At 68.4% G+C, this 23,391-nt stretch carries 19 protein-coding genes and 1 tRNA gene; 11 read left to right on the top strand and 9 right to left on the bottom strand.

The window, feature by feature from the left end:
* Window positions 1-4: 4 nt before the first annotated feature.
* The 8 genes from mreD to HF885_RS06155 form a co-directional block, all read right to left on the bottom strand.
* Window positions 5-577, bottom strand: a complete 573-nt coding sequence (gene mreD, locus HF885_RS06190) for a rod shape-determining protein MreD (RefSeq protein ID WP_170104075.1) — start codon at window positions 575-577, stop codon at window positions 5-7.
* Window positions 578-597: 20 nt separating this feature from the next.
* Window positions 598-1,641 (bottom strand): rod shape-determining protein MreC, encoded by a 1,044-nt coding sequence (mreC, locus tag HF885_RS06185; protein ID WP_328804342.1) that lies wholly within the window; start codon window positions 1,639-1,641, stop codon window positions 598-600.
* Window positions 1,642-1,653: 12 nt separating this feature from the next.
* Complete coding sequence (locus HF885_RS06180; RefSeq protein ID WP_090846537.1) at window positions 1,654-2,697, bottom strand: rod shape-determining protein; 1,044 nt, start codon at window positions 2,695-2,697, stop codon at window positions 1,654-1,656.
* A gap of 64 nt (window positions 2,698-2,761) precedes the next feature.
* Complete coding sequence (locus tag HF885_RS06175) at window positions 2,762-4,198, bottom strand: tetratricopeptide repeat protein (protein ID WP_170104074.1); 1,437 nt, start codon at window positions 4,196-4,198, stop codon at window positions 2,762-2,764.
* Window positions 4,199-4,228: 30 nt separating this feature from the next.
* Complete coding sequence (locus tag HF885_RS06170; protein ID WP_170104073.1) at window positions 4,229-4,777, bottom strand: peptidylprolyl isomerase; 549 nt, start codon at window positions 4,775-4,777, stop codon at window positions 4,229-4,231.
* A 107-nt stretch (window positions 4,778-4,884) separates the two neighbouring features.
* The gene (locus tag HF885_RS06165; RefSeq protein ID WP_328804341.1) at window positions 4,885-5,880 is read right to left on the bottom strand and encodes a zinc ribbon domain-containing protein; all 996 of its coding nucleotides are present in this window, start codon (window positions 5,878-5,880) and stop codon (window positions 4,885-4,887) included.
* A gap of 78 nt (window positions 5,881-5,958) precedes the next feature.
* Window positions 5,959-8,640 (bottom strand): aconitate hydratase AcnA, encoded by a 2,682-nt coding sequence (gene acnA, locus HF885_RS06160; protein WP_170104071.1) that lies wholly within the window; start codon window positions 8,638-8,640, stop codon window positions 5,959-5,961.
* The gene (locus tag HF885_RS06155; RefSeq protein ID WP_235927337.1) at window positions 8,627-11,017 is read right to left on the bottom strand and encodes an HAD-IC family P-type ATPase; all 2,391 of its coding nucleotides are present in this window, start codon (window positions 11,015-11,017) and stop codon (window positions 8,627-8,629) included. Before HF885_RS06155 ends, acnA begins: the two co-directional genes overlap by 14 nt.
* Before the next feature lie 139 nt (window positions 11,018-11,156).
* Between HF885_RS06155 and HF885_RS06150 the strand changes: the two genes are divergently transcribed.
* From HF885_RS06150 to HF885_RS06110, 9 genes are all read left to right on the top strand, one after another.
* Window positions 11,157-11,233: transfer RNA gene (locus tag HF885_RS06150), tRNA-Arg, on the top strand.
* Window positions 11,234-11,382: 149 nt separating this feature from the next.
* On the top strand, window positions 11,383-12,420 hold the full coding sequence (gene aroF, locus HF885_RS06145) for a 3-deoxy-7-phosphoheptulonate synthase (RefSeq protein ID WP_170104069.1): 1,038 nt from the start codon (window positions 11,383-11,385) through the stop codon (window positions 12,418-12,420).
* Complete coding sequence (locus HF885_RS06140) at window positions 12,420-13,283, top strand: prephenate dehydrogenase (RefSeq protein WP_170104067.1); 864 nt, start codon at window positions 12,420-12,422, stop codon at window positions 13,281-13,283. Before aroF ends, HF885_RS06140 begins: the two co-directional genes overlap by 1 nt.
* Window positions 13,280-14,374: a 3-dehydroquinate synthase gene (gene aroB / locus HF885_RS06135; protein ID WP_170104065.1), complete on the top strand. Its 1,095-nt coding sequence runs from the start codon at window positions 13,280-13,282 to the stop codon at window positions 14,372-14,374. Before HF885_RS06140 ends, aroB begins: the two co-directional genes overlap by 4 nt.
* A gap of 17 nt (window positions 14,375-14,391) precedes the next feature.
* Window positions 14,392-15,696 (top strand): 3-phosphoshikimate 1-carboxyvinyltransferase, encoded by a 1,305-nt coding sequence (aroA, locus tag HF885_RS06130; RefSeq protein WP_170104063.1) that lies wholly within the window; start codon window positions 14,392-14,394, stop codon window positions 15,694-15,696.
* Between the two features lie 3 nt (window positions 15,697-15,699).
* The gene (gene aroC / locus HF885_RS06125) at window positions 15,700-16,824 is read left to right on the top strand and encodes a chorismate synthase (protein ID WP_170104062.1); all 1,125 of its coding nucleotides are present in this window, start codon (window positions 15,700-15,702) and stop codon (window positions 16,822-16,824) included.
* A 91-nt stretch (window positions 16,825-16,915) separates the two neighbouring features.
* Window positions 16,916-18,061 (top strand): bifunctional chorismate mutase/prephenate dehydratase, encoded by a 1,146-nt coding sequence (locus HF885_RS06120; RefSeq protein ID WP_170104060.1) that lies wholly within the window; start codon window positions 16,916-16,918, stop codon window positions 18,059-18,061.
* A gap of 10 nt (window positions 18,062-18,071) precedes the next feature.
* On the top strand, window positions 18,072-19,367 hold the full coding sequence (locus HF885_RS06115; protein WP_170104172.1) for a shikimate kinase: 1,296 nt from the start codon (window positions 18,072-18,074) through the stop codon (window positions 19,365-19,367).
* 175 nt (window positions 19,368-19,542) lie between these two features.
* A complete protein-coding gene (locus HF885_RS06110) occupies window positions 19,543-20,610 on the top strand; it encodes a type II 3-dehydroquinate dehydratase (protein WP_170104058.1) in 1,068 nt (355 codons plus the stop codon).
* Window positions 20,611-20,659: 49 nt separating this feature from the next.
* On the opposite strand, the gene HF885_RS06105 is transcribed toward HF885_RS06110, so the two are convergent.
* On the bottom strand, window positions 20,660-21,271 hold the full coding sequence (locus tag HF885_RS06105) for a 5-formyltetrahydrofolate cyclo-ligase (protein ID WP_170104171.1): 612 nt from the start codon (window positions 21,269-21,271) through the stop codon (window positions 20,660-20,662).
* Window positions 21,272-21,380: 109 nt separating this feature from the next.
* Here HF885_RS06105 and HF885_RS06100 point away from each other — a divergent pair, with 109 nt between their 5' ends.
* Both HF885_RS06100 and trpS read left to right on the top strand, forming a co-directional pair.
* The gene (locus tag HF885_RS06100) at window positions 21,381-22,115 is read left to right on the top strand and encodes a M48 family metallopeptidase (protein ID WP_170104056.1); all 735 of its coding nucleotides are present in this window, start codon (window positions 21,381-21,383) and stop codon (window positions 22,113-22,115) included.
* Window positions 22,116-22,174: 59 nt separating this feature from the next.
* Window positions 22,175-23,227: a tryptophan--tRNA ligase gene (trpS, locus tag HF885_RS06095; RefSeq protein ID WP_170104054.1), complete on the top strand. Its 1,053-nt coding sequence runs from the start codon at window positions 22,175-22,177 to the stop codon at window positions 23,225-23,227.
* Window positions 23,228-23,391: the final 164 nt, after the last annotated feature.

Genomic DNA, 23,391 nt, shown 5'->3' with positions numbered 1-23,391 from the left:
GACCCTATAGCTTGCCGAGGCTGTACTTTGACCCGTGCTTCGCATGTCCCCCATGCGCACTCTTCCTACCCAGGTCGAGACCGTTTCCACCCCCACGCGAGTAGATGTACGCAAAAGGAGCGAACGCGAGCACGGTCAGGAAGAACGTCGGCAGCATCCTCAGCACGATCACGTCGAACGCGGAGCTCGCCTGCCCCACTATGAGCATCGCCAGGTGATACATAAGGCTCACGACAAGGGCGTGTATTGCGAAGAGGATGACGGACGGTCCCAGGTCCTCCGAGAGGCGGTTCCTGCACTCCATGCCCATCTGGAAGGACGAGACGGTCAGCAGGAGCGCCATGAGGCCCACAGGTCCCGTGGTCGAGAGGTCGAACACGAATCCGGCGAGAAACCCGCACAACACGCCCGTTCGCCCACCTATGGTGAGGGCGACGACGGCGCTGAATATCAGGGCGAAGTTGATGCGCCCGTTGCCGATGCCGAAGTTCGGGGCAACGGCGAGCTGCAGCACGAGGCATGCAAGCGCGAGCCAGCCGATGCTCCTCTTGTTCCTGTTAGAGTCCTTGACCTGCACCCAACGTCACCCCCGTCCGCCTAGTCGCCACTGCTCTTCTCGCCCGAGTCGCTCTTCGTAGAGGAAGAGTCCGTGCCCGACGAGTCGGATTTCGAGGAGTCGGAACTCGAGGAGTCCGAGGTCGAGGAGTCGCTTCCGCCCTTGACGGCCTCCGACTCCTGCGCGTCCGCGGCGGCGATGTCGTCGGACGTCGCCCGCTGGTCCTCCGTCAGCGACGTTATGACCAGCACCTCCTCGAAGTTCTCCGTCGTAGAGAACGGCTTGACTGCGATCTCGTAGTACAGGGCGCCCGCCGACTTGTTCACGCTCATGACGGTCCCAAGCGGCAGCCCCTTCGGGAACACTCCGCCAAGACCGCTCGTCACGACCGTGTCACCCACCTTCACCGTGGAGTCGGTGCTTATGAGATTCAGGTGCAGCGTCCCGTCGGCGCTGCCGGCGAGTATGCCCTGGGCCCTGCTCGACTGGATCATCGCCGATACGCTCGAGTTCTCGTCCGTTACGAGACGTACCGTCGAGGACGTCGCCCCGCAGCTCACGATCTGCCCGATCGCGCCGCGCGAGTCCGTGACCGGCATGCCGACGGCGAGCCCCGAGGAGGAGCCCTTGTCGATGGTCACGGTGTCGCTCCAGGAGTCTGTCGACCCGGATATGATCCTCGCGGCCTTCGACTTCAGCTTGTACGTACTCTGCAGGCTCAGCAGGTCCTCGAGCCGCTCGGAGGTCTTCTCCGCCTCCTCGAGCTCGGCGTTGCGCGCCTTCAGCTTCTCGTTCTCCTCCTTGAGCTCCGAGAGGGACTTCTGGCTCGCGGTGAGGTTCGCGAAGACGTTTCCCAGCCCCTGGAACGGCGCGGTCACCACGACGCCCACGTAGCGCACGGGCGTCGTGACCGTGGAATACACGGCCCTGACCGTCGTGAAGAACCCGCCGTTCGTCTCGCGTGCGCTCATGGTGAACATCACGAGCGAGAGTACGACGAACACGACGGCGAGACGACCGCCGCTTCCCGAGTTGTCCTTGTGCAGTCCCGAGGAAGAGAGGCCCCCGCCGTTTAGAGTCGGCACCTGGCTCACCCGCTAGCTGGCGCTCTGGACGAAGCCGCCGGAGAGGGCGTTTGCCTCGAGGACCTTTGCGCAACCATTCACGACGTTCTCTAGCGCCGTCGGGCTCACGTTCACGGGCACGCCCGTCTCCTCGCGAAGGCGCTGGTCGAGGCCGCGGAGCATGCCGCCGCCACCGGTAAGCAGCACGCCGTAGTACATGAGGTCCGATGCCAGGTCGGGCGGCGTGACGTCGAGCGCGTCCTTGACGGCCTTCGTGACCTCGTCGAGAGGCTTGTCGAGGGCGCGCCTTATCTCCTCGGACTCGATTCTGACGCTCTTCGGGAGCCCGCTCATCACGTCGCGGCCGTTCACCTCGACGTCGAGCTCCTCCGCGAGCGGAGCCGCGGAGCCGACCTTGATCTTGATGTCCTCGGCGGTACGCTCGCCGATGGAGAGGTTGTACGCGTCGCGCACGTGCTCGAGGATCGTCTGGTCGAACTCGTCGCCCGCGATCCTGATGGACTGCGACACGACGATGCCACCCATTGCGATGACGGCGACCTCGGTCGTGCCGCCACCGATGTCCACGACCATGGAGCCCGTGGGGTCCTCTATGGGCAGGTCCGCGCCGATGGCGGCGGCCATCGGCTCCTCGATGAGGTACGCCTGCCGCGCGCCGGCGGAGATCGTCGCCTCGAAGACCGCGCGCTTCTCCACGGACGTGACGCCGGAGGGGACGCAGATGACGACCCTCGGCCTCGGCGACCAGGGATACCTGTGGCTCCCGCGCGCCTTCTCTATGAAGTAGCGGAGCATGACCTCCGTGACGTCGAAGTCCGCGATGACGCCGTCCTTCAGGGGACGCTCCGCGATGATCGAGCCAGGGGTCCTGCCTATCATGCGCTTTGCGTCGGCGCCGACGGCGAGCACTCGATCCTCGCTTTTGTCGATGGCCACGACGGAGGGCTCGTTCAGAACGATGCCACGGCCGCGAACCGCGACAAGGGTGTTCGCGGTTCCGAGGTCGATGGCCAGGTCCCCGTCATATTCGCCGAAGAGTGAGTCGATGATCGACATTGCTCCCAATCCTATCCAATGCGGGCCGTCTCGCCCGACGCTCATTCACTTTGTGGGGCTTGCTCTATTCGCCCGTGGAAATGGTACCCGTAGAGGCGCCCTCGGAAGCGCTCGCATCGCTCGTGGACACGTCAGTTCCACTATTCTGAGCGGTCGTGTCAGCTGCAGAGGTGCTCGTGTCGCTGACGGAGGCGTCCTTGCCGTCACCGGATGCGTACACCGGGGCGATGGACTTCACCTTCCAGGTGACGCCGTCCCTCACGAGCGAGATCTTGTAGCTCTGCTCGCCGCCGGCGGAGAGCGTCGCCGTCGCCATGACGGTCGACTTGCTCATCGACTTGTCCAGCCCGTCGATCGAGACGCTGGAGGAACCGGTCGGGAGCAGGCTCTTGATCTGCGCCCTCTCGTCGCTGGAGAGGCCGGACTCGAGGTAGGGCGAGATGTCCTTGCCGGAGGCCCCGGCCTCGAACAGGTCCTCGACGACAGACTGCTGCGTCGGGAAGCCGTAGCCCTTGTAGTACGCGAATCCCGCGGCGCCGGCCGCGATCAACAGGATGACGAGGATGGTCAGGAACACCTTCAGCCCGCGGTGGCTCTTCTTGCGACGGACCTTGCGCTCCTTGCGAGCCTTCTTGTCCTGCGCGACTAGGTCCTCCTCCTTGACGGAGAAGAATCCCGTGTCCTCGGGAGACGGCATGAACTCGCCCGTCTGGCCCGTGGGGTCGAGCGGGTCGATCGCGGCTCCGGTGCCGTATCCCGCCGCGGCGAGAAACGCGTCGGTCTCGGACGGACCGCCATCGGTGATCGCGGAGACGGCCTTCTTCGCGGCGTCGTAGGCGGCCTGCGCCTCCGGTCGCAGCGTGTAGGACCCGTCAGCCGTCGCGCGGTTGAACGCGTCGACGGCCTCGGCCATGCGGTTCGCCGCGACGTACGCGAGTCCGAGGTCGCCGTAGATGGCGTTCTGGCTGCTCTGCGGGGACGAGAAGTCCAGCGCCGTGCGGTACGCCTCCACGGCGTCGACCGCGCGCCCCATCTGCATGAAGCAGCCGCCCAGGCTGCGAAGCGCGGAGCTGGGGTCGGGGTTCTTCTCGTCGATTGCGGCGTTGCGGTACGCGACGCCGGCGTCGCGCACGTTCCCGACGCGCATGTATGCGTTGCCAAGCGCGGTGTACGCCTTGTACGGCGTCGCATAGCCCTCGTCCTTAACGGCGAGGGTGAGCGAGGCGATGGCCTCCTGCGGCTTGCCGGCCGCGATGAGCGCGCGGCCGCGGTTGCAGGCGAGCGCGCCGGAGTGGCCGTAGTTCACGTCCCTGAGCGCGTCCGCGTAGGAGTTCGCCGCCTCCGAGAAGCGACCGAGCTTCATGAGGCAGTTGCCAAGCAGGTGGTCGATGGCGCCCGAGACCTCGCCCGGTGCCTTCGCCGCGGTGAGCTGGGCCACCGCCGTGGCAAGATCGCCCTGCTTGTACGCGTTCTTACCGGCCTCGTATGCTTGCTGATTCATGATGATCCTCTGTCGAGTGTTTCTGTTCTTCTATCGCTGCGCGTGCTCAATCCTGATGGACCGGATGAGGTCCCCCGCACGCAGCTTCGAGATGACGTCCATCCCCTCGATCGTGTTTCCGAACACCGTGTAGTTCGGGTCGAGGAAGTGCTGCGCGCCGAGGCAGAAGTAGAACTGGGAGCCGGCGGAGTCCGGGTTCTGGGAGCGCGCCATCGCGAGGGCGCCGTCTACGTGGCTGTTGCGGGGGTTGACGTCGTACTCGTGCTTGATGCGATAGCCGGGACCGCCCGTGCACGGCATGCCGTCCGGCCCGGGCATGCCCGAGGCGACCTGCTCGGGGGTCATGTCCCTCGTGTTCGGGCAGCCGCCCTGGATCACGAAGTCGGGGACGTAGCGGTGGAACTTCAGCCCATCATAGAAGCCTGCGCTCGCAAGCTCGCAGAAGTTCGCGACGTGGATGGGGGCGCCCTCTCCATCGAGCCTTACGCGGATGGTTCCCTTGCTCGTGTCGAACACGGCGACCTCGTCGCCAGCCACCTCGTACTCGGGCGTGTAGACGGGTTCGGAAAAGAATCCCATGTCTCCCCCTTCAAACAACGGTCGAGCTCTCGCTCGTGTTGAGCCTATTCATCCTGTTAATTCTAGCAGCAGCGATATTGTTTCACATATTCGGCAGAACGCATGCGTCACTCGGAGCTTTTCTTCGTCGGCTTCCAGTCGTCGTAGTTGTCCTCGAACAGCTTCTTGTAGCTTGCCGTGACCGATGCCCCGCCGTCCTTCAGGGGCTCCTCTATGAGCGACTTGTCCGTCTGCGGGTTGTCCGACATCGCGGAGCGCTTCCAGGCCTCGTACAGGGCGTCCATCCTGTTTCGCATGTAGTTGCCGAGCGTGAGGAGGTTCTTCTCGTCCTCCGCGTACGTGCCGGACGTGACGTCGACGTCCTTGATGTCGCCAATGAGGTTGCTTATCTCGAGGGATATCGCCTCGGCCTTGCTCTTGCCGGAGTTCCTCTGCTCCTGGGAGCCGGAGTACGCGACGTCGTTGAACAGGTCCTCGTTCTCGTCGACCTTGCTCTCGAGCGTCTTGAGCTTCTTGTACGCCTTCGTGAGGGCCTCGTAGGTGACGTCGTCCCCGCTCTTCGCAGACTTCTGGCTCGAGTCCTTGTCCTGGCCCTTCAGCTCCTTGATCGCGCCGGGATAGCCCGCCATGGACGTGCTCGCGTCCGTCTTCGCCCTGTCGTCGAACGCCCCGGGGTTCCAGGGATGCGTGATAAGCAGCACCAGGCCGCTCACCGCCGCCACGGCCGTCGCCATCGTGATGATCATGACCTTCGCCCGCGGCAGACGGTCGTGCTCCGCGACCGTGCTCGTGTCGTCGTCCTCGGAGGGTATGGCGCTCTCGATCCTGGGCATCACGTTCGTCTGCTCGCTGTCGCTCGACAGGTCGCCCGTCGCGTCTCCGGCCTCGATGGCCTGCTCCGCGAAGTCTCGGTCGTCCCCGGAGTCCACCGGCATGCCGCAGCACGGGCACACGAGCTCCCCCCTCGGGACGAGGGATCCGCAGCTCTTGCACCACGTCTCGTCCGCGTCGCGCTCTACGACGATGCGGTCCATGTCCGCGTGGCACGCTGGGCACTTCGAAAGCCCGTCTGGCACGTTTGATCCACAGTTAGGGCAAATCACAACACCGACCTCCAGGTCGCATCGATCGAAGGCGCAAGCGCCTCGCGGGGGCACGCCCGCACCCCCGCGAGGTCGATTCTACTCCGCGAGCTCGTCCAGCACGTAGGGCAGGATGCCGCCCGATGAAAGATAGTCCCCCTCCATCGGCGTGTCCACCCTCACGACGCACTCGAACACAATCTTCGTGCCGTCCGCCTTCGTCGCGGTGACGGTCGCCGTGCGATCCGCAGGCAGCCCGTCGCTCACGTCCACGGGCGACACGTCGAACGTCTCCGTCCCGTCGAGCCCGAGGGTCTCCGCGCTCTCGCCGTCCCTGAGCTGCAGGGGAAGCACGCCCATCTGTACCAGGTTCGAGCGGTGGATGCGCTCGAAGCTCTGCGCGATGACGGCGCGCACGCCCAGGAGCGCCGGGCCCTTCCCCGCCCAGTCGCGGCTCGAGCCCGAGCCGTACAGCTTGCCGGCCACCACGACGAGCGGGATCTTGTGCTCCGCGTAGTCCACGGACGCGTCGAAGATGCTCTTGACCTTCCCGTCGACGAAGTCGCGGGTCCAACCGCCCTTGCGCCCGTCAGCGAGCGCGTTCGAGAGCTTCACGTTCGCGAACGTGCCGCGCATCATGACCTCGTGGTTGCCGCGACGGCTGCCGTACGTGTTGAAGTCCTCGGGCCTGACTCCGTGCTCGCGCAGGTAGCGGGCAGCCGGCGAGTCCGGCGCGATCGCGCCCGCGGGCGATATGTGGTCCGTCGTCACGAAGTCGCCGAGAAGGGCGAGCGCCCGCGCCCCGCGCACCTCCACGACGTCGCGGTGCACGGCGTCGTCGAAGTACGGGGCCCTCCGCACGTAGGTGGAGTCCTCGTCCCAGTCGAACGTGTCGCTCGAGCCCGCGTCGATGTCGCGCCACACGCTCGAGCCCTCGAACAGCCCGCGCGAGCCCTCCGCGAAGAGCTCCGGGGTGAGGACCTCGTCCAGCACGGCCGCGATCTCCTCGTTCGTGGGCATGATGTCCCTCAGCATGACCTCGCTTCCGTCGGCGCCCACGCCGACCGCCTCGTGCGCGAGGTCGACGTCGACCGTGCCGACGAGCGAGTACGCCACGACGAGCGCCGGCTGCATGAGGTAGTTCTGGCTCACGTACGGCGAGATGCGGCCCTCGAAGTTGCGGTTGCCGGAAAGCACGCTCGTGAGCTCCATGCTCGAAGAGAGCTCCTTCAGCGACTCCGGTATGTCGCCCGAGTTTCCGATGCAGCTCATGCAGCCGAATCCGCAGGTGTAGAAGCCGAGCTTCCTGAGGGCGCCCGTCAGCCCCGCGCGCTCGAGCATGAGCGACGTCACGCGCGAGCCCGGCGCCAGCACCTTCTTGACCCAGGGCTTCGGCGCAAGGCCGCGCTCGACGGCCTTCTTCGCCAGGATGCCCGCGCCCACCATCATCGCGGGGTCCGTCGCCGTGGTGCAGCTGGTGATGGCCGCGATCGCGATGGCGCCGTGGCCCAGGCTCACGCTCTTCTCGCCCAGCGCCACGTCGAAGCGGGCGGCCGGGTCCTTCACGCCGTGCGCCGCGAGCCCCTTAGAGAAGCGCTCTGGCAGGCCGGCGGGCGTCACGCGGTCGTGCGGGCGCGACGGACCGGCGAGGCTGGGCTCGACGGTCGCGAGGTCGAGCGTGACCTCGCGCGCGTACGTGCGGCCGCGCGTCTGGCCAAAGACGCCCTGCATGCCGAGGTAGGAGCGGATGAGCTCGACCTGGGCGTCGCTCCTGCCCGTGAGGCGCAGGTACTCGACGGAGCGCTCGTCCACGGGGAACAGCGTCGTCGTGGCGCCGTACTCCGGCGTCATGTTCGCGACGCACGCGCGCTGCGTCGCGGTGAGCGTCTGGACGCCGTCGCCCGTGACCTCGACGAGCGTGCCGACGACGCCCTCCGCGCGCAGGAGCTGCGCCACGGTGAGCGCGAGGTCCATGCCGCTTGCGCCGTCGCGCAGCCTTCCCGTGAGCCTGAGCGACACGACGGGCGGCACGAGCATCGAGATGGGCTGCCCGAGGGCCGCGGCCTCCGCCTCTATGCCGCCGACGCCCCAGCCGAGCACGCCGAGGCCGTTCGCCGTCGTCGTGTGGGAGTCCGTGCCCACGAGCGTGTCGAAGCACGCGACGGGCTCATCGCCCGCGGCGAGCGCGTCCGTCCCCACGACCTGGCTGAAACGCTCCATGTTCAGCTGGTGGCAGATGCCCTCCCCGGGCGGCACGATGCGCACGTTGTCGAAGGAGTTCGCCGCCCACTTGAGGAACGCGAAGCGCTCGCGGTTGCGCTGGGCCTCCTTGCGCTGGTTCTGGAGGGCGGCGTCCTCGGTCCCCGTCACGTCCGCGATGACGGAGTGGTCCACGACGAGCGTGCACGGGATGCGCGGGCTCACCTTGGACGGGTCGCCGCCGCGCTCGACCATGGCGTCGCGCATGGCCGCGAAGTCCACGAAGACGGGCACGCCCGTGAAGTCCTGGAACAGCACGCGCGACGGCATGAACTGGATCTCGCGGCCCTGCTCGCCGGCAAGGCCGGCCTCGACCACGCGGCTCGCGAGCTCGACGGCCTCCTCGTCCGTGGCGGCTCGGCGCACGCAGTTCTCGAGCAGCACCACGAGCGCCCTGGGCAGCCTGTCCGCGCCCGGCACGCCGGACACGTCGTACACCGCATACCCGGTGCCCGCGGCCTCGAGCGTCTTGGGGTGCCTGGCAGCCCTGACGGCGGCCTCGAACTCTTTACTCACTGTCATCAAGCGCCTCCAACTTCCTTATGAGGAACCCGACGAGGCCCCTGGGGCCGGCCTCCGCAACGGATTCGTCGTACAACCTGTTGAACAAGACTATCGCCACCGCCGCTATCGCGACGGACGTGACGGCAGAATTAAACGTAGGCGAAACGACCGAGAAGAACCCGGCCCCCGCCGTCGTTCCCGCGACCACGATGGCAACCACCACGCAGATGACGCCCACGCGCATGGGGTTGAGCGGCCGCGAGATCCTGTAGATGAGCGCGATGCCGACGGCGAACATCTGGAACATGCAGACCGTCGACATGACGCCGTCCGACCAGCCCATGAGCTTCGACGCCGCGATGGAGGCGACTATCGCGAGGATGATCGCGACGGACGCCGGCAGCGAGCGCGAGAGCACGTTCGTGAGGAACCTGCCCCGCACGCGCTCGTGGTTGGGCTCAAGCGCCAGCAAGAACGACGGCGCGCCGATGATCGCCGTGGACACCAGAGACATCTGCACGGGGATGAACGGGTACGGCGGCAGCACGATGCACACGAGCGCGAGCACGGCGGAGTACACGGTCTTCATGAGGAAGAGCGACGCCGAGCGCTGCAGGTTGTTGATGGAGCGCCGGCCCTCCGCCACCACCTCCGGAAGGTGCGCGAAGTCGTTGTCCACAAGCACGATCTCGGCCACGTTCCTGGCCGCGGCCGAGCCCGACGCCATGGCGACTGAGCAGTCCGCGTCCTTCAGGGCGAGCACGTCGTTCACGCCGTCGCCCGTCATGGCGACCACATGGCCCGCCTCGCGCAGCGTGCGCACCAGGCGCCGCTTCATGTGGGGCGTGACGCGGCCGAACACGCGGCACTTCTCCACGGCGTCCGCCACGTCCGCGTCCGTCTTCAGGGTCGAGGCGTCCACGCACCTCTCGGCCCCCGGCACCCCCACGGCCGCCGCGATGCTCGACGCCGTGCGCGGGTCGTCGCCGGATATGACGCGGATGTCCACGCCCTGCTCGCGAAAGTAGCGCATCGTCTGGGCGGCCGTCGGGCGGATCTGGTCGCGTATGCCCAAGAACCCCAGCACGCGCGGGGTCCCCACCGCGGAGCCGTCCCGCGCAAAGCCGTCCACGCGCGCGACCACCAGCACGCGCATGAGGCCCGAAAACGAGCGCACCTCGTCCTCCACCTGCCCAAACGCGGCGCCCATCACAAACTGCGCCGCGCCCATCACCAGCGCCGTCCCGTCGGCCGTGACGCAGCCGGAGCACTTCGTCCTGGACGAGAAGGGCACGGCCCTCGTCACCGCGAGCGCCTCAACGCCCCGCGCCCTGCCGTACTCCAGGATCGCGCGCGCCGTCTCGTTCGCGTCCGCCTCGTTCGCGGCCGCGATCGTGACCGCGGCCCGCGCCGCGTCGCCGCGCACCTCCGCCACCTCCATGGCGCCCGTCGTGATGGTGCCCGTCTTGTCCAGGCACAGCACGTCCACGCGCGCGAGCGTCTCGACGCAGTACGACTGCTGCACCAGCACGCTCTTCGACGCGAGCCTCGTCGTCGCGATGGCAAGCACGCTCGACGTCAGGAGCACCAGCCCCTGCGGGATCATGCCCACCACGGCCGCGACGGTCTGCAGCACCGCGTCGTCGTAGCCGTAGCGGCCCATGAGGATGATGCGGACAAACAGCCCCGCGCCAAGCGGTATGAGCGCGATGGTGCCAAGCCGTATGATCGCGGACAGCGTGGAGAGTATCTCGGAGCGCACCCGCTTCACGTACTTCGCCTCAGCGTTGAGCTTCGCCGCGTACGCGTCGCGTCCCACGCGCGTCACGCGGTACGCAAACGCCCCGGAGTCCACGAACGATCCCGATAGCACCTCGTCGCCCACGGACTTCTCTATGGCGTTGCTCTCGCCCGTCAGCAGGCTCTCGTCCATGCGCGGGCTGCCCCTCAGCACCACGCCGTCCGCCGGCACCTGGTCGCCGTGGGCAAGTAGCACCACGTCGTCCCGCACGACCGCCGACACCGGCACGTGGCGCTTCTCGCCCGCGCGCAGCACGCACACGTCCTTCGCGGTCAGGATTGACAGCCGGTCCACCTTGCGCTTCGCGCGGATCTCCTGGAACACGCCGATGACGAGGTTGCTCGCGACCACGGCCATGAACGCGACGTTCTTGTAGGAGCCCGTGGAGACCACCAGGGCCGCCATCGCGACGTTCACGGCGTTGAACAGCGTGAACGTGTGCTCGCGAAGTATCTGCCACACGGACTTCGTCTTCACGTCCGCGTTCGCGTTCACCTGCCCGGCGCGCACGCGCTGCGCGACCTGCTCGTCCGTAAGGCCAAGCGTCGCGCGCTCGCCCTCGCCCAGACACGTGCCTCCGTCGCCTCGCTCCAAGAAACACCTCCGCCGCTGCCTCGTCCCGCGGCTTCCGCCGCGCATGCCGTCAAGCCAGTCACCTCAGTCTACCCGATTTCAAAACGCGCCCGCACTCCCCGCAAGACATTCCGGCGAACTTGTAGTAACATCTCTTTTTGGCCCCATAGCTCAGTGGATCAGAGCGTTCGCCTCCGGAGCGAAAGGTCGTGGGTTCGAGCCCCACTGGGGTCACCATCGCGTGACGAGGGACGCCTTCGGGCGTCCTTTTTTCGTAACGCTTTGAATACCGACGCGCTACATACCAAATACCATGCGTTAGCATCGTCAACGTATGGAAAGCTACTGCGTCCGCACGCATGCGTCGGCGCACGAAAGGTATGCACATGATCGCAATCGTTAAGGACTCGGCCACGCCAGAGCAGCTGAGCCACTTCGTCAAGTGGATCGAGGACCGCGGCTTCAAGACCAACGTCTCGAAGGGCGAGAACGAGACCATCGTCGGCATCATCGGCGACACCACGCAGATCGACCCGTTCCTGCTGGAGTCCATGGACATCATCGACCAGGTCAGGCGCGTCTCCGAGCCGTTCAAGAAGGCGAACCGCAAGTTCCACCCCGAGGACACCGTCGTCGACTGCGGCCACGGCGTGCTTCTGGGCGGCGGCAACTTCCAGGTCATCGCCGGCCCGTGCTCCGTCGAGGGCAAGGGCCTCATCGACATCGCCCGAGCCGTGAAGCGCTCCGGTGCCACGATGTTGCGCGGCGGCGCGTACAAGCCCCGCACCAGCCCGTACTCGTACCAGGGCATGGGCGAGAAGGGCCTCGACATCCTGCTCGAGGCGTCCGCGGAGCTCGACATGCCCGTCGTCACGGAGGTCATGGACCCCCGCGACGTCCAGCTCTTCCTGGACAAGGGGATCGACGTCATGCAGATCGGCGCGCGCAACGCCCAGAACTTCCCGCTCCTGCGCGAGGTCGGCAAGACCCGCACCCCGGTGCTCCTGAAGCGCGGCATGTCCGAGACCATCGACGAGCTCCTCATGGGCGCGGAGTACATCATGAGCGAGGGCAACCCCAACGTCATCCTGTGCGAGCGCGGCATCCGCACGTTCGAGACCCGCACGCGCAACACGTTCGACGTGAACGCGATCCCCGTGGTGCACCACCTGTCGCACCTGCCCATCATCGGCGACCCCAGCCACTCGACCGGCTACACGCGCTACGTGCGCCCCGCCGCGTACGCCGCGACGGCCGCCGGCGCGGACGGCCTCGAGATCGAGGTGCACGACAACCCGTCCCAGGCGTGGTCCGACGGCGCCCAGGCGCTCACGCCGGCGCAGTTCGACGACGCCATGCGTCGCATCCGCGTCATCCGAGAGGCCATCTGCCAGGACCTCGACGAGAGCGGGGTCGAGGCGTGATGGCACAGTCGACCTACGTTCCCGACAGGGTCGGCGTCGTCGGCCTCGGCCTCATGGGCGGCTCGTTCGCGAAGGCGGAGCACGAGGGCGGCCGCGAGGTGTACGCGTGGAACCGCACGCACGCCACCGTGGAGCTCGCGGAGATAGAGACCATCGACGGCGAGCTCACCGACGACATCATCCCCACGTGCGAGCTCGTCATCCTCGCGGGCTACCCCCAGTTCTCCATCGACTGGCTGCAGAGGAAGGCGGACCTCGTCTCTCCCGGCGCCATCGTCATCGACGCCGTGGGCGTGAAGCGCGTCATATGCGAGAAGTGCTTCGCCATCGCCGAGGGCCGCGACTGGACGTTCGTGGGCTGCCACCCCATGGCGGGCACCCAGTACTCCGGCTTCGCGCACTCCCGCGCGAACATGTTCCACGGCGCGCCCATGGTGGTCGTGCCGCCCAAGATGGACGACTTCGACCGCGCGAGCGTGCTCGAGCGCCTGAAGCACCTGCTCGAGCCGTGCGGCTTCGGCTCGTTCACGCTCGCGACCGCGGCGTTCCACGACGAGCAGATCGCGTACACGTCGCAGCTGGCGCACGTCGTCTCCAACGCGTACGTCAAGAGCCCCGCGGCCCAGAGCCACAAGGGCTTCTCCGCCGGCTCGTACAAGGACCTCACGCGCGTCGCGCGCCTGAACGCCCCCATGTGGCGCGAGCTGTTCCTCGACAACGCGGACAACCTCTCGCGCGAGATCGGGACGCTGATAGGAAACCTCCAGCAGTACAAGGACGCGATCGACGCGCGCGACGGGCAGAGGCTCGAGGCCCTTCTCGCCGAGGGCGACCGCCTGAAGAAGGAGGCCGAGCGCAGATGAGCACCTCGACCGTTCACGTGAGGACGCCGTCGCGCAGCTACGACGTCCTCATCGGCCAGGGCGTGATCGACGAGGTCGGCACGCTCACGCGAAGGGCGTGCGGCGGTGCGGCGGCATGCGTCATCTCGGACGACAACGTGGCGCCGTTGTACGCGAACGCCGTGGCCGAGTCGCTCGAGGACGCCGGCTACCGCACGACGCTCCAGGTGTTTCCCGCGGGCGAGAGGCACAAGCGCCTATCCACCCTCTCGGACCTGCTCGAGGGCCTCGCCGCGGCGGAGCTTTCGCGCGACGACGTCGTCGTCGCGGTCGGCGGCGGCGTCACCGGTGACATGGGCGGGCTCGCCGCGGCGCTGTACCTGCGCGGATGCAAGATCGTGCAGGTGCCCACGTCGCTTCTGGCCATGGTGGACTCCTCCGTCGGCGGGAAGACGGCCGTCGACCTCGAGGCCGGCAAGAACCTGGCCGGCGCGTTCTTCCAGCCGTCGCTCGTCGTCGCGGACGTCGACTGCCTCGACACGCTCACCCCGGAGCTTCTCACGGACTCGTGCGGCGAGGTCATCAAGCACGGCGTCATCCGCGACGAGGCGCTGTTCCGCCGCCTGGCGGCGCATCCCATCAACGCCGAGGGCTTCGACCGCCAGGAGCTCGCGGACGTGATCCGCCGCAACGTCGAGATCAAGCGCGACGTGGTTGACGCGGACGAGCGCGAGCGCGGGCTCCGCCAGATCCTGAACTTCGGCCACACCATCGGCCACGCGATCGAGGCGGCGAGCGACTTCGCGCTCGGCCACGGCTCGAGCGTCGCCGCGGGCATGTGCTGCATCGCCCGCGCGTCCGCGCGCATGGGCTGGTGCGCGCAGGACGTCGCGGACGACATCGTCTGCGCCGTGGCGGCCTATGGGCTCCCCACGGACACCGCGGTCGACCACGACACGCTCCTCTCGTTCGCCACGCACGACAAGAAGCGCCACGGGTCGACGGTGAACGTCGTCGTGCCCACGCGCATCGGCGCGGTCGAGGTCAGGACCGTTTCGCTGCCCGAGTTCCGCCACCTCGTCGACCTGGGCTGCGGCACGGGCGCCGCGTAGGCCCTAAGGAGAAGAGCATGGACGTCACGATCGAACCCCATCCGCTTTCGGGCACGGTAGCGGCGGTGGCCTCCAAGTCCGTCGCGCACCGGCTGCTCATCCTCGCGGCCCTCGCGGACGGCACGACCGACATAGACTGCAACACCACCTCGAAGGACATCGACGCCACGGCTCGCTGCCTCGAGGCGCTCGGCGCGCGCATCGCGCGCACGAGGCGCGCCTTCCGCGTGCGGCCCATCCCGCGCGACGCGGACGGCGCGCCGCTTGCCGCCTCGGGCGCGACGCTCGACTGCGGCGAGTCAGGCTCCACGCTGCGCTTCATGCTGCCCGTGGCGGCGGCGCTGGGGCGCCCGTGCGCGCTCGACGGCCACGGCCGCCTGGCCAAGCGCCCGCTCTCCCCCCTCTACGAGGAGCTGCTGTCCCACGGCGCGCGCCTCTCCCAGAGGGGCGTCCTGCCGCTTCGCGTCGAGGGAAGCCTCGCCGGCGGCACGTTCGACATCCCGGGCGACGTGTCGTCCCAGTACGTCTCGGGCCTCCTCATGGCGGCGCCGCTCCTTCCTGGCGGCGTGCGCGTGCGCGTGAGCGAGCCGTTCGAGTCGCGCGCGTACGTCACCATCACGACGGATGCCCTGCGCACGTTCGGCGTGGACGTCCGCGTTGGTCGCGAGCAGGCGGACGGCACGTCCTTCGAGGTGTTCGAGGTGGCGCACCAGCCGGTGCGCACGCCCGGGACCGTCGCCGTCGAGGGCGACTGGTCCAACTCCGCGTTCTGGCTCGCGGCCGGCGCCATCCGCGGACCCGTGTGCGTGACGGGGCTCGACCCCAGGAGCTCCCAGGGCGACCGCGCCATCGTCGGCGCCGCGTCGCTTCTGGGCGCACGCGCGCGCACCGCGGGCGAAGCCGCAACCGCGGAGCACGCCGCGCTCGTGGGCAGGACCGTGAGCGTGGCCGAGATCCCGGACCTGGTGCCCCCCATCGCGGCCATGGCCGCGTACGCCCGGGGAGAGACCCGCATCACCGACGCCGCGCGCCTGCGCCTGAAGGAGTCCGACCGACTCGAGACCGTGCGCGCCGCCATCGCGGGCATGGGAGGCGACGCCACGGTCGAGGGCGACGACCTTCTCGTCCGCGGCACGGGGACCCTTCCCGGCGGCGTCGTCGACGCGGCGAACGACCACCGCATCGCCATGATGGCGGCCGTGTGCGCCGCGCATGCGCAGGGCCCCACCACCATCCGCGGCGCGGAGTGCGTCGCGAAGTCCTACCCCACCTTCTTCGAGGACTTCCGCTCGCTGGGCGGAGTCGCGCGCGAAAGAGAGTAAGCCATGCCCTCCACCTTTGGAAACGCCCTCAGGGTCACCGTGTTCGGACAGTCTCACTCGCAGGCCGTCGGCTGCGTCGTGGAGGGGCTCCCCTCCGGCCACGTCGTCGACATGGAGGCGCTCCGGCGCTTCATGGCGCGACGCGCGCCCGGCCAGGGCCCGTGGACGACGCCGCGCAAGGAGGCGGACCTCCCGCGCGTCGTGAGCGGCCTCAACCCCAAGGGCGCCACGTGCGGCGCCCCGCTCGCCGTCGTGATCGAGAACACGAACACCCGCTCGCGCGACTACGACAACCTCATGGCGGTGCCGCGCCCGGGGCACGCGGACTACACCGCATGGGCAAAGTGGCACGGCAACCAGGACGTTCCCGGCGGCGGCCACTTCTCCGGCCGGCTGACGGCCCCCCTGTGCGCCGCGGGCGGCATCGCGCTCCAGGTGCTGGCCAAGCGCGGCGTGCGCGTGGGCGCGCACCTCCTGAGCGTGGCCGACGTGCGCGACGAGCCGCTGTGCGCGCTCGACAACGCGCCTGCGTCCCAGGCGCGCCTCCGGGCGCAGCTCGACGCGCTCGCGGACGGCCGCACGTTCCCCACGATAGACGACGCGGCCGGCAAGGCCATGCTCGCCGCCATAGACGACGCTCGCCGCGAGCTCGACTCCGTCGGCGGCGTCGTGGAGTGCGTGGCCACGGGCATGCCGGCGGGCGTGGGCTCGCCCATGTTCGACGGCATCGAGAACCTCGTCGCGCGCGCGGCGTTTGGCGTGCCCGCCGTGAAGGGCGTGGAGTTCGGCCGCGGGTTCGAGGCAGCGCGCCTGCGCGGCAGCGAGGACAACGACCCGTACCGCATGGTGGACGGCGCCGTCACGCCCGTCACGAACAACGCGGGCGGCGCGCTCGGCGGCATCACCACCGGCGCCCCCGTGCTCTTCCGCATGGCCCTCAAGCCCACGTCCAGCATCTCTCGCCCGCAGGAGAGCGTCGACCTCACCAGCGGCTCCGACGCTACGCTCGAGGTGCACGGACGCCACGACCCGTGCGTCGCGACGCGCGCCGTGCCCGTGGCGGAGGCCATCTGCGCGCTCGCGCTGCTGGACGCGCTCCTGAGCTTCCCGCCGGAGCCCCAGGCGTAGCGCCCGGGCGTGCACGCCCACCAATCACGTAACACGAGGCCCGCGCGTTAGCCAGGCCGGCGCCACGGGCGAGAAGGACCACGGAGGAACAGTGGAAGACCTCTCTGACATCAGGAAAGAGATCGACTCGATAGACACGCAGATCGTGGAGCTCTTCAAGCGCCGCATGTCGTGCGCCGACGCGGTCGCCGCGTACAAGCGCGCCCACGACCTGCCCGTGCTCGACAGGTCGCGCGAGCGCGAGCTGCTGTCCAGGCGCGCCGCGCAGGTGCCCGAGGACATGAAGGTCTACACGGAGGTGCTGTTTGAGCTGCTGATGGAGGCGTCGCGCAACCGCCAGGGCGAGCACCTGGGCACGGAGGGCCACACGGTGGAGCAGATCCGCGACGCCCTCGCGCACAGCCCGGAGCTGTTCCCGCGGGACGCGTACGTGGCGTGCCAGGGGGTCGAGGGCGCGTACCAGCAGATCGCGACGGACCGCATCTTCCGTCACGCGAACATCGGCTACTTCGACACGTTCGACGCGGTGTTCCGCGCCGTGGAGGAGAACTACGCCGACTTCGGCGTGCTGCCGATCGAGAACAGCACGGCCGGCTCGGTCAACCAGGTGTTCGACCCCATGATGCGCCACAACTTCCACATCGTGCGCACGTGCCGCCTGAAGGTGGACCACAACCTGCTGGCGAAGCCCGGCTGCGGCCTTGGGGAAATACGTCACATCTATAGCCACGAACAGGCCATCAACCAGTGCGGCGAGTTCCTCTCGTCCCTTGAGGGCGTCACGGTGCACGCGTGCGAGAACACGGCCATGGCCTCGAAGATGGTTGCGGAGAGCGAGCGGCGCGACGTGGCCGCCCTCGCGTCCCGCGCGTGCGCCAGGATCTACGGGCTGGACGTGCTCGCGTCGAGCGTGCAGGACCAGGGCAACAACTACACGCGCTTCGCGTGCATATCTAAGGACCTCGCCATCTACCCCGGCGCCGACCGCAGCACGTTCATGCTGGTGGTGAACCACGAGCCGGGCGCGCTGTACAAGGTGCTCGCGAAGTTCTACGACCTCGACATCAACATCATCAAGCTCGAGAGCCGCCCCATACCCGACCGCGACTTCGAGTTCATGTTCTACTTCGACATCGACTGCCCCGCCGCCTCCCCGGAGTTCTTCACGCTGGTGCGCTCGCTGGAGTCCACGTGCGAGGAGTTCCGCTACCTCGGCAGCTACAGCGAGGTGATCTGACGTGTCGCAGATGGAGAGCGCGCCCTCGCGCGACGGCCGCTTTGGCCTGCTGGGACGCACGCTTGGCCACAGCTGGTCGCCGCTCATCCACGCGCGGCTGGGCTCCACCCCGTACGACCTCATCGAGCTGGAGCCCGATGAGGTCGCCCCGTTCGTGCGCGAGGACGCGTCGTGGCGCGGCCTCAACGTGACCATCCCGTACAAGCGCGACGCGGCGCGGCTCGCGGACGAGCGCTCCGAGCGCGTGGAGCGCCTGGGCGTTGCGAACACGCTCGTGCGCAGGCCGGACGGCAGCGTCTACGCGGACAACACGGACGTCTTGGGCTTTGGGTGGATGCTGGAGTCGTTCTGCCGCGAGCGCCTGGGCCTTGCGGGCGCCTCCGCGCTTTCGGGGGCGGACGTCCTCGTGCTTGGCGACGGCGGCGCGAGCCAGGCCGTGCAGGCGGCGCTTGAGGACACCGGCGCGCACGTGTCCGTCATATCGCGCCACGGGAACGACGGCTACGAGGGCCTTCCCGGGCGGCACCCCCACGCGCTTCTCGTCGTGAACACGACGCCGGTGGGCATGTACCCCAAGTGCCCGGCCTCCGTGGTGGCGGAGGACGACCTCGCCGCGCTCCCGGAGCTGCGCGGCGTTCTGGACGTGGTGTACAACCCGCGGCGCACCGGCATCTGCCTTGCGGCGGAGCGCCTGGGCCTGCCGTGGCAGAGCGGCCTGGCCATGCTGGTGGCGCAGGCGCTCTTCTCGAGCGAGCTGTTCCAGGGCACGCCGCTCGACCGGTCGCTCGTGGGCGCCATCGAGCGCGAGATCTTGAGCCAGACCGCCAACGTCGTGCTCATTGGCATGCCGGGCGTGGGAAAGACCACCACGGGCCGTGCGCTCGCGCACCTGCTGGGACGTCCGTTCGTGGACCTGGACGACGCGTTCAGGCTCGAGTTTGGCACCTCGGCGGCCGATTTCATCCGCGCGCACGGCGAGGCGGAGTTCCGCTCGAGGGAGACGCGGGTCGCGGCCGACTACGGCAGCCGCTCCAGCCTCGTGGTGGCCTGCGGCGGCGGCATCGTCACCCAGCCGCGCAACTACGACCTCCTGCACCAGAACGGCACCATCGTCCAGCTGGACCGCCCCGCCGAGCAGCTGTCGCAGGCAAACAGGCCGCTGTCACAGGAGCGCGGCGTCCAGGCGCTCGCGAGGGAGCGCCTGCCGCTGTACCGCGCGTGGGCGGACCTTGTGCAGCCGTGCACGGGAAGCGCCGCGGGCGACGCCCGCGCCATCGCGGCGTCGTTGGGGCTCTCTGCGCGATAGCCGTGCCACGTGGGGCGCGTTCCGGGAACGAGCGCTTCTCGGAAACGTTGTCGGGAACGTTTACGGAAAACATCGCTACGCTCACGCCGCCGACACCCAATGGAAACGCCTCTTTCCCCGCGCACCCGTATACTTGGCTTCGGACACAAGGCTCAACGTTTGGAGACTCTGGCATATGGACGCGCAGGCGGCCGCGCGGGCGGTACTCAAGAACATCGGAGGCAAGGGCAACGTCGTGCAGAACGACCTGTGCATGACGCGTCTTAGGCTGCGCGTGGCAAACCCCACGCTCATCGACCGCGACGCTCTCATCGGCACGAAGGGCGTGCTCGGCGTGGTGACCTTTGGCTCCAATGGGCTCGAGGTCGTGTTTGGCCCGCGCTCCGTGCAGGAGGTGTTCGACGCGTTCCAGGAGCTCACGGGCCTGGAGCCCACCATGGAGCTCCCGCCCCTGGGAAGGCGCGCCGCAAACGGCATAAACGTGCACATAACGGACGCCAAGCCACGCGAGACCGTCTTCGACGGGCCCGCGGGCGCCGTGGACGACGCCTCCACGGCAACGCCCCAGCCCCGTGCGCAGGCGCCTCTCCCCCATGCGCCCGAGGCCGGGCGCCCGCGTAACGCGGCGGACGCCGACGGCGCACTCGACCTGCAGCGCCTCATGGAGCTGGACGACGCCATCGACCCGGACGACGAGGCCGACGACCTGTACGAGACGTTCGGGGACGACCCCGCGGAGGACGTCCCCGCGGGCGAGAAGGACGCGGGTGCCGCGGGCGAAGGCGCCCTCCCCGCCAGCGGCCCGCGCCTGCTCGTGATCAACGGGCCCAACATCAACCTGCTGGGCGTGCGTGAGCCCGACCTCTACGGTCACGAGGACTACGCGTCGCTGCTGTCGCTCTGCCACGAGGTGGCCCAGGACGCCGGCTTCGCGTCGTGCGAGTGCTACCAGTCCAACCACGAGGGCGACATCGTGGACCGCATACAGGAGGCCATGGGCACCATCGACGGCATCGTCATCAACCCGGCCGCCTACACGCACACGTCCGTCGCGATCCTGGACGCGCTCAAGGCCGTGCAGATTCCCGCGGTGGAGGTCCACATCTCCAAGGTGAGCGAGCGCGAGGACTTCCGCCAGGTCTCCTACGTGCGCAAGGCGTGCTTCGAGACCATCATGGGCATGGGCATCCAGGGCTACGCGAAGGCCATCCGCGACCTGGCAGACCACCTGTCGCGGCTCTAGCGTCCCCCGCCGGCCCCGAGCCCCGCCACAAGGCGCCCCGGTCCGGGCGCTACCTGCCTTCGTCCCTGCGGCAGCGCCAGATTGCGCCGTCGCTCACGATCACGTCCACGGCCACGTCGTGGTCGTCGTGCGGAAGCGGGTTGCTGCTAATCTGCATGCCGCGCGCAAGGCCCACCTTCGTGCCCGCGTACCCCGCCAGGAAGTTGTCGTAGTAGCCGGCGCCGTAGCCAATGCGGTGGCCCTCCGCGTCAAAAACCAGTCCCGGCACCAGACAGACGGAGTCCGCAAGCGCCTCGCTCGTCAAAACGGCGGCCTCGTCCGCCGCGGGCTCCAGCACGCCGCGCGCGCCGGCGCGCAGGCCGTCCAGCGTGGACACTTCCACAAACTGGAGCGACGTCGGACCGGGAACGCAGCGCGGCAGCGCCACGCGCTTGCCGTCCGCCCATGCGCGCTCGACGATCTTGCGGGTGGGAATCTCGTCCTCGAACGGCACGTACGCCAGAAGCCACGTGTCGCGACGGTACTCCGGAAGCGCCCTCAGGTTGCTGGCGATGCTTCCGTCCAGCCTCATCCTGAACCTGGGGCTCAGCCCCTTCCGCACGGCCAGGTAGCTCTCGCGGAGCGCAGACTTGCTCGCATCCTCACCACAAGAACTGGCCATCGGCTCCCTTTCCACGTCGCATTCGTCTAAAGTCTAACCCATACAGGCCCGCAACGGGGACGTCCATCCCCGCCCGGCAACAATTTCGTCCCACAATGGAGATGCGCCCGTGCCCCAGACCGCGCAACAGACCATCCACCTCGGCACCATAGACGTCACCGTGACCAGAAAGCGCGTCAGCCGCGTCAACCTGCGCGTTCGTCGCGACGGCTCCGTCGCCGTGAGCGCGCCCGCCCGCGTCCCGCTCGCGCAGATCCGCGCGTTCGTCGAGTCGCGCGAGGATTGGGTCCGCTCCGCGCGCTCGCAGGCGCTCGCCCGCCAGGCCGCGCGCGCCCATTCCCTGCAAGACGGCGGCACCACGCGCCTTCTGGGCAGGACGCTCGCCCTCTCGGTCGAGAAGGACCTCCCCTCCGGCTCCGCGCCGCATGCCACGTGCGCAGACGGCGCGGTCGTCGCCCACGTGGACGCCGCGGACGCCGGCCCCGCAAGCGTGGACCTCGCGCTGCAGTCCTTGTGGCGCTCCACGCTGGAGGAGCTTCTCCCTCCCCTGCTCGAACGCTACGAGCGCCTAATGGGCGTCCGCTGCACCGGGATCCGCCTCCGCCGCATGACGTCGCGCTGGGGCTCGTGCAACGTCCGCACGGGGCGCGTCACGCTCAACCTCGAGCTCGCGTGCCATCCCGCGTCCAGCGTGGAGTCCGTCGTCGCGCACGAGCTCTGCCACCTGCTGGAGCCCAGCCACAACGAGCGCTTTCATGCGCTCATGGACGGCTTCTGCCCCTGGTGGCGCGAGGCCAGGGCAGAGCTCAACTCCCTGCCGCCCACGCGTCCCGTTTTGCCGTAGGATAGAGGGGCTGGCCTTTCGCCGGCACCTGACACCAAACCACGCAAGGAGAGAAACCCATGCCCAACGAGGGAAGCTACGAGGCCGCCCTGAAGCGCAGCAGGGAGGTCGAGTCGGACATCGCCGCCGGCAAGGTCGAGAAGTACACCATGCTCACGGGCGACAGGCCCACCGGGCGCCTGCACCTGGGCCACTACTTCGGCACCATCAAGGAGCGCGTACGCCTGCAGGACCTCGGCGTCCGCACGAACATCATCATCGCGGACTACCAGGTCATCACGGACCGCGACACGACGGAGCACATCCGCGACAACGTGTACAACATGGTGATGGACTACCTCGCCTGCGGGATCGACCCCGCCAAGACCATGATCTTCACCCACTCCGCCGTCCCGTCCGAGAACCAGCTCATGCTGCCGTTCCTCTCGCTCGTGACCGAGGCAGAGCTCCAGCGCAACCCCACCGTGAAGGCCGAGATGGAGGCGTCCGGCCACTCGCTCACGGGGCTTCTGCTCACCTACCCGGTGCACCAGGCGTGCGACATCCTGTTCTGCAAGGGCAACATCGTGCCCGTCGGCCGCGACCAGCTCCCCCACATAGAGGTCACCAGCAAGATCGCGCGCCGCTTCAACGAGCGCTACGGCAAGGTGTTCCCGGACGTGACGGGCCTCCTCACCTCCACGCCGCTCATCCCCGGCCTCGACGGCCGCAAGATGAGCAAGTCCTACGGAAACGCCATCTCGATCTCCATGACGGCGGATGAGACCGCGCGCCTCATCAAGAAGTCCAAGACCGACTCCGAGCGCTTCATCACGTTCGACCCCGACAACCGCCCCGGCGTGTCCGCGCTGCTCACCACCGCGGGCATCTGCACCGGCCGCGACCCGCGTGAGATCGCGGAGGAGATCGGCAACGGCGGTTCCGGTCAGCTCAAGAAGTACGTCACGCAGGCCGTGAACGACTACTTCGAGCCCATCCGCGAGCGTCGCCACCAGTACGAGGACGACCTCGACTACGTGAGGGACGTCCTGCACGACGGCAACGCCAAGGCCAACGACATCGCGCGCCAGACCCTGGACGAGGTCCGCGAGGCCATGGGCATGGTCTACTAGCGCCGCGCGGTCCGCAGGGCCGCCACGGGCACGGCAGACACCGCTGCCGACCACTTGCACCAACGAAGACGGGAGCCCTTCTCGGCCGCCGCGCAAGACGCGGGCGAGAAGGGCTCCCGGTTTATGTGTGGCCCCCCTTCCGGGGCTCGGCAGTATGCCACGCG

It is taken from the genome of Parafannyhessea umbonata (assembly GCF_012844235.1).
Lineage (GTDB): Bacteria > Actinomycetota > Coriobacteriia > Coriobacteriales > Atopobiaceae > Parafannyhessea.
Note: the sequence above shows the minus strand (reverse complement) of the source record. Positions and strands in the feature narration are given on the sequence as shown.

Bases quoted from the DNA above. Each gene is read 5' to 3' on its own strand.
- acnA (WP_170104071.1), bottom strand. From the start codon at position 8,640: ATGACAGTGAGTAAAGAGTTCGAGGCCGCCGTCAGGGCTGCCAGGCAC.
- aroC (WP_170104062.1), top strand. From the start codon at position 15,700: ATGCCCTCCACCTTTGGAAACGCCCTCAGGGTCACCGTGTTCGGACAG.
- trpS (WP_170104054.1), top strand. From the start codon at position 22,175: ATGCCCAACGAGGGAAGCTACGAGGCCGCCCTGAAGCGCAGCAGGGAG.
- HF885_RS06110 (WP_170104058.1), top strand. From the start codon at position 19,543: ATGGACGCGCAGGCGGCCGCGCGGGCGGTACTCAAGAACATCGGAGGC.
- HF885_RS06170 (WP_170104073.1), bottom strand. From the start codon at position 4,777: ATGGGATTCTTTTCCGAACCCGTCTACACGCCCGAGTACGAGGTGGCT.
- HF885_RS06115 (WP_170104172.1), top strand. From the start codon at position 18,072: ATGGAGAGCGCGCCCTCGCGCGACGGCCGCTTTGGCCTGCTGGGACGC.
- aroA (WP_170104063.1), top strand. From the start codon at position 14,392: ATGGACGTCACGATCGAACCCCATCCGCTTTCGGGCACGGTAGCGGCG.
- HF885_RS06180 (WP_090846537.1), bottom strand. From the start codon at position 2,697: ATGTCGATCATCGACTCACTCTTCGGCGAATATGACGGGGACCTGGCC.
- aroF (WP_170104069.1), top strand. From the start codon at position 11,383: ATGATCGCAATCGTTAAGGACTCGGCCACGCCAGAGCAGCTGAGCCAC.
- HF885_RS06175 (WP_170104074.1), bottom strand. From the start codon at position 4,198: ATGAATCAGCAAGCATACGAGGCCGGTAAGAACGCGTACAAGCAGGGC.
- HF885_RS06105 (WP_170104171.1), bottom strand. From the start codon at position 21,271: ATGGCCAGTTCTTGTGGTGAGGATGCGAGCAAGTCTGCGCTCCGCGAG.
- aroB (WP_170104065.1), top strand. From the start codon at position 13,280: ATGAGCACCTCGACCGTTCACGTGAGGACGCCGTCGCGCAGCTACGAC.
- HF885_RS06140 (WP_170104067.1), top strand. From the start codon at position 12,420: ATGGCACAGTCGACCTACGTTCCCGACAGGGTCGGCGTCGTCGGCCTC.